This is a genomic window from Phenylobacterium sp., from assembly GCF_036495085.1.
GTDB lineage: Bacteria > Pseudomonadota > Alphaproteobacteria > Caulobacterales > Caulobacteraceae > Phenylobacterium.
In genome coordinates this window covers 39,825-47,296 of the sequence record NZ_DASXNL010000140.1, presented here as the reverse complement: position 1 = coordinate 47,296, position 7,472 = coordinate 39,825, and the positions used below count along the sequence as shown (strand labels likewise).

The following is a 7,472-nucleotide window of genomic DNA, read 5'->3' as shown; positions in this document are numbered from 1 at the left end:
GCCCATGCGACCGAAACCGCCGTGCCGCGCTCCGTGCTGCTGACCGACGAGGACGAGATCGTGGTCTTCGAAGCCGGCGAAGCCTTCGTCTTCGCCGCCCACCCGCGGGTGGACGCCGATGACGGCGCGGCCGGCGACGGTTCTGTTCGCTCGCCGATGCCCGGCAAGGTCACCGGACTTTCGGTCAAGGCCGGCGACAGGGTCACGAAGGGAGCCCCCCTGCTGACCCTCGAGGCGATGAAGATGGAGCACGCCCTCACCGCGCCCTTCGACGGGACCGTGGAGGCGGTGTCCAGCAAACTTGGCGATCAAGTCAGCGAAGGCGCGGTGCTTGTGAAGCTGAAGAGCTAGTCCAAGGTCGGCCGCTCATCCGTCAGGCGTGCTGATTTCCGGTCTCGCCCCGCGCTATCCGTTCCTGAGCAGCGCCACGGACCCCTGTCCGCCGTCCGCGCAGATTGAAACGACCGCGTAGCTTCCGGTCGGCATCGCATGGAGCTCCTTGACGGCCTGACTGAGGATCCGTGCGCCGGTCGCGGCGAAGGGGTGGCCGAGCGCGGTCGAGCCGCCGTTGGGGTTCACCCGATCGACCGGCAGGGCCCCCAGCTTCGGCGACACCTTGGCTTTGTCCTTCAGGAAGGCGGGATCCTGCAGCGCCTTGATGTGGGTCGCGAGCTGGGCGGCGAACGCCTCGTGGATCTCCCAAAGGCCTACGTCGGCGTAGGTCAAGCGGTTGCGAGCCAGAAGGCGCGGGATCGAATAGGCCGGCGCCATCAGGAGATACTCATTGAACAGGTCGATGGCGTTGACCTCGTAATCCACAAGCCGCACCCGCGGTGTCTCCGAAGGCAACCGCTCGAGCCCCTTGGCGGTCGCGACCCAAACCGCGGCAGCCCCGTCGGTCAGCGGACTTGAGTTGCCAGCGGTGAGCGTCCCTTTGCCGCTGGTGGTGTCGAAGACCGGCCTGAGCTTGGCCAGCTTCTCAAGGCTGGTGTCGGGCCGCACAGTGGTGTCACGGCCGACGTCGTCCAATCTCAGCACCAGGTCGTCGAAGAAACCACGTTCCCAGCCCGCGGCGGCGTTGCGGTGGCTCGCAAGGGCGATCTCGTCCTGCTGGGTGCGGCTGATCTCCCAGCCCTTGGCCATATCTTCGGTGTGTTCGCCCATGCTCTTGCCGGTCGAACGGTTCTTGATCTGAGGGATGAACAGCTTCAGGTCGCCGGCTCGCACGCTGGTCAGCGCCGCCCAGCGATCGGCGAGGCTCCGCCCGTCCATGAACCGCCGCAGGTCATCGGAGAGCGGCTGGCTGAGCCCAATCTGAATGCGGCTCATGGCCTCCGCGCCGCCCACCAGCGCCAGGCTCCGGCCTTGATCGTCGAGCATGCCGGCCGCTTCGAATGCGCCGACCATGCTGGTCGAGCATGCCATCACCGTCGAGACCGCCGGAATCGTCGGATCGCCGCCCGCCGAAATCAGCGCCTCACGAGCGATATTGCTTAGGGTCAGGTTGGGGATCACGGCGCCCCAGACCATCAGGTCCGGCCGGGCGCCCCCGCTCGCGGGCAACTTGGCGAGCATGGCCTTCACCACCGGAACGGAAAGATCGAGCGCGTCGCGCTTGGCCAACCCTCCTCCGGCCCGCGCGAAGGGCGTGCGCACGCCGGCCGCCAGCCAGATATCGGGCCTGTCTGAGGAAGGTGCTCTGGTCGTCGGGGCTCTAGCCATCTGGCGCTCCTCGGTCCGCTAGACATGGTCCCAGCGACGCAGGTTTGAAAGCCTCACCTCGTGGCGCTGCCCGTGCGCGCCTGGCGCTCACGCTCCCGGGCGCCGGCCAGGATGTTCGGCAGCGAATAGTTGCCCTCGTGACAGGCAAATTCGAAGATCGGCTTATCGGTGCGGTAGAGCGAGTACTCCGCCAGCCACGGTCCCGTGTAGATCAGTGGATCCACGACCGTGTACTGGTAGAGGAGTTCGCTCGGCGACACGCGCGTATAGCGCTCGAGCACCTTCGCCGACGCGGTGACGAAAAGAGTCGGGAACGGCCGGATTGTGTCCTTGGCCGGCATGCCCACCGTCTCGATCACCAGGGTGTCGCCGTCCCATCGCGCGATGGAGTCACCCAGGGCCGAGGCCTGTATCGCCGGGCCGTGCTTGTCCGTGAAGGGCACGATCCGCAGATCGGGGCCGTACTCCGTCAGGATCACCACCGCATCGCGGGTCTGCACGATCTGGCGTGGATTGATGTCACTGGTCGAGACGATTGGCGGCTGGCCGAACCCGACGACGCAGCGCTCCCAGTTCGGCCGGGCCTCTGGACCGTCGGTGGGAAACGGCGGCTCACTTTGGGTCCGCAAGGCCTGCTCGATGAGCCGCATCTGAGCACGTGCCGCTGCCACGAGGGGCAGTTTTCCGTCCGCCGGCTCAACGACCTGCCGGGTGCGCCGCTGCCCGCGGACAATGGCCAGTTGCGACCGGCTCGTGTCCCCCGAGATCTCCGCCACTTCCGGATCCTGGGCGAAAACGGCGAGGTTGGCGACCTCGACTGCGAGCTTGCGGGCGAACGCCTGCGCCTCGGGCTCCGGCAGCGTCAGGCTCGGCGTGTCGGGCCGCGACTCCATCGGCAGGATGAAATGCGTATTCCAGACACCCTGCAGGTCCGGCTGGCCGAAGGATGTCCGCGGCGCCTTGTAGTCGGCCGCCGCTGCGGGTCCGCCGGCCAGAACTGCGACGGCGAGCAGGACAAGAGCCGGCTTCATCGCCCGTCGCCTCCCGCGACGAGACCCGCGTCATGTAGCCGCCCGATCTCCGCTGCGCTCATCCCGAGAACTTCCGCCAACACCTCGTCCGTATGCTGACCGAGGCGCGGCGCCGGCTTCACCTGGCCGCGTCGGTCCTGTGGGATCGTGGCCATCGCGCCAGGCGCCGGATAGTTCAGGCCGCTCGGATGGCTGACGTCTTCGAACACCGGATTGTCTTTATAGAGTCGAGGATCCTCGAGCGCCGCCTCCAATGGCTGGTAGGCGCCCCATGTGACACCGCCCGCGTCAAAGGCCGGCGCCAGTTCGGCGGCGGTTCGCTGAGCGAAGGCCCGCTCGAAGAGAGGATAAAGCCGGGCCCGATGCGTGAACCTGAGGCCTTCGTCTGTCGCGAAGGTGACGCCAAGCTCGGCTTCCAGCGCAGCGACCTCGCTCGTCAGGCCAAGCGCCTCCAGCGCCTTCGACCATTGCTTGGGCGTGATCGCGAGCAGCATCAGGGTCCGGCCGTCGCGGGTGGCGAAGTCGCGTCCGAATGCGCCGAAGATGTCGTTGCCCATTCGTTGACGCTGTCGTCCGGTCATCAGGGTCTCGGCAGTGAACCCCAAGTTGGCCATGGTCGCCGCCCCGATGTCCGAGAGCGGGGCCCTGATCTCGCGGCCTTGACCGGTCCGCGTCCGCGCCAGAAGCGCCGAGACGAGGCCGAAGGCGCAATAGGCGCCGGTGAGCAGATCCCACGCCGCCAGCACATGGTTCACGGGCCGCGGGTCGTCAGCGGGGCCCGTCATGAGCGGCAGGCCGAGCGCGGAATTGATGGTGTAGTCCATCCCCTGCGAGCCGTCCGCCCAACCCATCACCCGGACGCAGACCAGGTCGGGCCGGAGCGCCTTCAGCACTTCGTAGGACAAGAACCCGTCGACCGGGAAATTGGTGACGAAGAGGCCCGCGTCATCGCCGGGCGCGGCGGCCAGCCGCTGAGCAACCTCGCGGCCCGCAGGCCGGGTCAGGTCGATGGCGATCGACTTCTTGCCTTTGTTCAGGCCCTCCCAGTAGAGGCTTGACCCGTTATCCGCGAGCGGCCAGCGGCGAAAATCGGGACCGCCGCCGATGTTGTCGAAGCGGATCACCTCGGCGCCGAACTGGGCCAGATAGAGACCGCAGGTCGGGGCCGCGACGAAAGCGGAGCCCTCGACGACGCGTAGGCCTTTAAGAAGATCGTACATGCGGCTGGATCAGGCGACGAGCGCGCCGACCTCTTTGACCTCTTCGGGCGTCAGCGACCATCCGGCGGTGGCGGCGTTCGTCGCGACCTGTTCGGGCGAGGTCGCCCCGGCGATCACCGAGGAGACCACCTCGTGGCCCAGCAGCCATGCGAACGCGAGTTCGAGGATGGTATGGCCGCGCTCTTCGGCCCAGGTCGCCAGCTTCTCCACTTTGTCGAAGTTCCGGTCGCTCAGCGCTGCGGCTCCTCGGGCGCCCCACGCCGCAAGACGGGTTCCTTCCGGCGGCTTCTCGCCGCGACGGTATTTGCCGCTCAGGAGGCCCGAACCCAGTGGGAAGAACGGCAGGAAGCCCAGGCCGAAGTGCTCGCACGCCGGCAGCACCTCGAACTCCACCTTGCGCTCCAGCAGCGAGAACTGGTTTTGCGCCGAGACGAACCGCGTCGCGCCGGCGGCGGTCCAGTCGGCGTCGGCGATCTGCCAGCCCGTGAAGTTGGAATTTCCGATGTAGCGAACCTTGCCTTGGGTCACGAGATCGTCCAGCGCGCGCAGGGTCTCGTCGAGCGGGGTGTCCGCATCGGGAGCATGGAGCTGATAGAGGTCGATCCAGTCGGTCCCCAGGCGGCTCAAGCTGTCTTCCACCGCGCGCATGATCCAGCGGCGCGAGCCGCCCCGGCGGGATTCGTCATCCCCGATCCTCATGCCGAACTTGGTGGCGAGCACGATCTCTCCACGCCGTTTGCCCAGCGCCTTTCCAAGAAATTCCTCGGACTTTGTCCCGCCATAGATGTCGGCGGTGTCGAAGAAGGTGATTCCGGCGTCGAGCGCCGCGTCGACCACGCTCTGGGTCGCGTTCTGGTCGATGCGCATGCCGAAGTTGTTGCAGCCCAGTCCCACCTCGCTGACCTTCAGCCCCGAGGATCCCAGCCGGCGCATTTTCATCATCTTCCTCCGCAGGTCTTGGGGACAATCCGCACGCCCTGACGGCCATGCGCCGCGCGAGCCTAGCGCGTTCGTCGCCGGCCGCCAGGGGGCTCGCTTGGTCAATTGTGAAGCTTAAGGTGGCGTTCACCTCGTTTGTTGGGGATATCGCAAGTCTCCGATCCGTATGGTGACGCTCAGAAAAAGCTTCTCGGGCGAACGGTAAAAACCATGCGCGTCGTCACCATTGTCAGCCTCGGCGCTTGCGCCGTTTTCGGTCTAGGCGCCCTCGTCGTGGCCAAGACCATGTTGCCAAACGCGGCTTCGGCGAAGGTCGCAGCCATTGCGGCTCCGCCTCCCGGCGTCCCGGTGGTCGTGGCCAAGGCGGCGCTGAAATATGGCGACCGGCTGGACGCCTCCAAGGTCGTGATCCTGAAGCTGCCATCCAATGCGGTGCCGGAAGGCGCGTTCACTACGGTCGCCCAGGTGCTGGCCCAGGACGGCGGCGGCCCGCCGGTGGCGCTGACACCGATCAGTGCGCGCGAACCGCTGCTGCCTGCGAAACTCTCCGGCCCCGGCGCGCGCGCCTCGATCGCCGCTGAGATCGCCGATGGCTTCCGCGCCTACACGATCAAGGTCACCGACGTCACCGGCGTGGGCGGTCACGCCTTGCCCGGCGACCGCGTCGACGTGGTCCTGACCCGCGACCTGACGCCGAAGGGCGACACCCGCACCTGGGTGTCCCAGGTGGTGATCCAAAACCTCCGCGTGCTCGGCGTCGACCTTAACGCCGACCCGGTCGCCAATCGGCCGGCCACGCCCTCAACTGCTACGCTCGAGGTCAGCGTCTCCGACGCCCAGAAGCTCTCCGTGGCGGCCGACCTGGGGTCGCTGTCGCTGGCGCTTCGCAAGTCCGGCTCGACGGAGATCGCCCAGACCGCGCCCATGCGCACAACCTCGTTCCTCGCCGGCGGCGCCCCCAGCGCCCCCATCGGTCCGCGGCGCGCCCGTTCCGTCAGCGCGCCCGACGCTCCGCGGCTGATTACGATCGTGGCGACCGAAACCAAGAACAGCGGCAGCCGCCGCGCTGTCCCCAAGAAGGCCGCGGCCCCAGTTCCGCCGCCGCCCACCCTTCCTGACACCGCGCCGTCCAGTTCTGCGTCGAAGCCCGCGTGATCCTTCCGGAGCCCATGACCATGCCACGTAATTTGGCCACGGCGTTCTGCGCCACGCTCACGCTGCTGACGACCGGTGCTGTCGCTTCCCCGGCGCTCGCCGATGCCCTCCCCAGCGAGGCCGCTCCCAGCCGTGTGATTTCCGTCCCGCGGGACAAGTCCCTGTCATTCCGGCTCGACCAGCCGGCGACCAAGATCGTCGTCGCCCAGCCGGACATCGCCGAGATTGTCGCCACGACTGACCGGAGCTTCTACGTCCGGGGCCTTGAGCTCGGATCCACCAACCTCCTGGTCTACGGACCGGGCGGGCGGCTGATGGAAGTGATCGACGTCCGCGTCGGCGTCGACGCCAAGACGCTGGAGGGCGACCTCGCCCAGGCCCTGCCCGCCGAGCACATCAAGGTGCAAACGCTGGGTGACGGCATCCTGCTGACCGGCAATGTCACCAACCCGGGTGTCGCGCTCCGCGCCAAGGCGATCGCAGAGATGGCCGCGCCGGACGGCGTGACCTCGATGCTGCGCGTCAACGGCGCCCAAGTGGTCCTGGAAGTCCGGATTCTGGAAGCCAACCGCTCCATGTCCAACGACTTCGGCCTGGCGGCCCAGGTCAGCAACAGCTCGTTCAGCTTCGGCTACGGCACGGGCCTGCTTGGCACCACGGCGCCCACCGCATCACTCAGCCTCACCGGCGGCTCGGGCAAAACCACCATCGACGTCCAGCTGGCGGCCGCCGAAGCCCGTGGGCTGGTGCGCACCTTGGCGCGGCCCAACCTCGTGGCCATGTCCGGCGAGAAGGCGAGCTTCATTGCGGGCGGCGAGTTTCCGTATCCGGTGCCCGCCGGCAACAACCAGTTCACCATCGACTTCCGCAGCTACGGCGTGAAGCTGAACTTCATCCCCACGGTCGAGGACGATGGCAAGATCCGCCTCGCCGTGGAGCCGGAGGTCAGTGCGCTCGACCCCGCCCACTCCCTGACCTCGAACGGGGTGACGGTGCCTGCGCTTATCGTGCGTCGCACCAACACCGTGGTCGAGCTGAAGAACGGCGAGTCGTTGGCGATCGGAGGCCTCTTCCAGCGCAACTACGCCAACGCGCTGCGGCAGATTCCGGGCATCGGCGAGATCCCGATCCTGAGCGCCCTCTTCCGTTCCACTCACTGGGAGCGCGGCGAGACAGAACTGGTGATCGTGGTCACCCCGCGTATCGTCAACCAGGCCGACATCAATGCGGCGGCGACCGCGACCGTCGGCGGTCCTGAGCCTCGGGTGCTCGACCTGATGCTCAAGGGAGAATCGGCCGACACGCCGATGCTCCGCGACCCGGGCGATTTCCCCGCGCCGCGCTTCCCGACTCCGCAACTGCGCGGCGAGATCGCCCCGGTCGTCCCCGCTAAGGGAAAGTAACC

At 67.4% G+C, this 7,472-nt stretch carries 7 protein-coding genes; 3 read left to right on the top strand and 4 right to left on the bottom strand.

What is annotated here, in order from left to right; genetic code table 11:
• Positions 1-351: acetyl-CoA carboxylase biotin carboxyl carrier protein subunit (locus VGI62_RS16155; protein WP_331505545.1), on the top strand; the 351-nt coding region annotated here is incomplete at its 5' end.
• A 54-nt stretch (positions 352-405) separates the two neighbouring features.
• Here the strand turns inward: VGI62_RS16155 and VGI62_RS16150 are convergent.
• Genes VGI62_RS16150 through VGI62_RS16135 form a run of 4 tightly spaced genes read right to left on the bottom strand, consistent with a single transcriptional unit; the run spans position 406 to position 4,912 of the window.
• Positions 406-1,722 (bottom strand): acetyl-CoA C-acyltransferase, encoded by a 1,317-nt coding sequence (locus VGI62_RS16150; RefSeq protein ID WP_331505544.1) that lies wholly within the window; start codon positions 1,720-1,722, stop codon positions 406-408.
• Between the two features lie 53 nt (positions 1,723-1,775).
• Positions 1,776-2,753, bottom strand: coding sequence for a hypothetical protein (locus VGI62_RS16145; protein ID WP_331505543.1), 978 nt, complete (start codon positions 2,751-2,753; stop codon positions 1,776-1,778).
• Positions 2,750-3,973, bottom strand: coding sequence for a CoA transferase (locus tag VGI62_RS16140; RefSeq protein ID WP_331505542.1), 1,224 nt, complete (start codon positions 3,971-3,973; stop codon positions 2,750-2,752). Before VGI62_RS16140 ends, VGI62_RS16145 begins: the two co-directional genes overlap by 4 nt.
• Before the next feature lie 9 nt (positions 3,974-3,982).
• Complete coding sequence (locus tag VGI62_RS16135; protein ID WP_331505541.1) at positions 3,983-4,912, bottom strand: aldo/keto reductase; 930 nt, start codon at positions 4,910-4,912, stop codon at positions 3,983-3,985.
• Positions 4,913-5,122: 210 nt separating this feature from the next.
• Between VGI62_RS16135 and cpaB the strand changes: the two genes are divergently transcribed.
• Together cpaB and VGI62_RS16125 are read left to right on the top strand one after the other, a co-directional pair.
• Positions 5,123-6,067 (top strand): Flp pilus assembly protein CpaB, encoded by a 945-nt coding sequence (gene cpaB / locus VGI62_RS16130; RefSeq protein ID WP_331505540.1) that lies wholly within the window; start codon positions 5,123-5,125, stop codon positions 6,065-6,067.
• A 20-nt stretch (positions 6,068-6,087) separates the two neighbouring features.
• The gene (locus VGI62_RS16125) at positions 6,088-7,470 is read left to right on the top strand and encodes a type II and III secretion system protein family protein (RefSeq protein WP_331505539.1); all 1,383 of its coding nucleotides are present in this window, start codon (positions 6,088-6,090) and stop codon (positions 7,468-7,470) included.
• Positions 7,471-7,472: the final 2 nt, after the last annotated feature.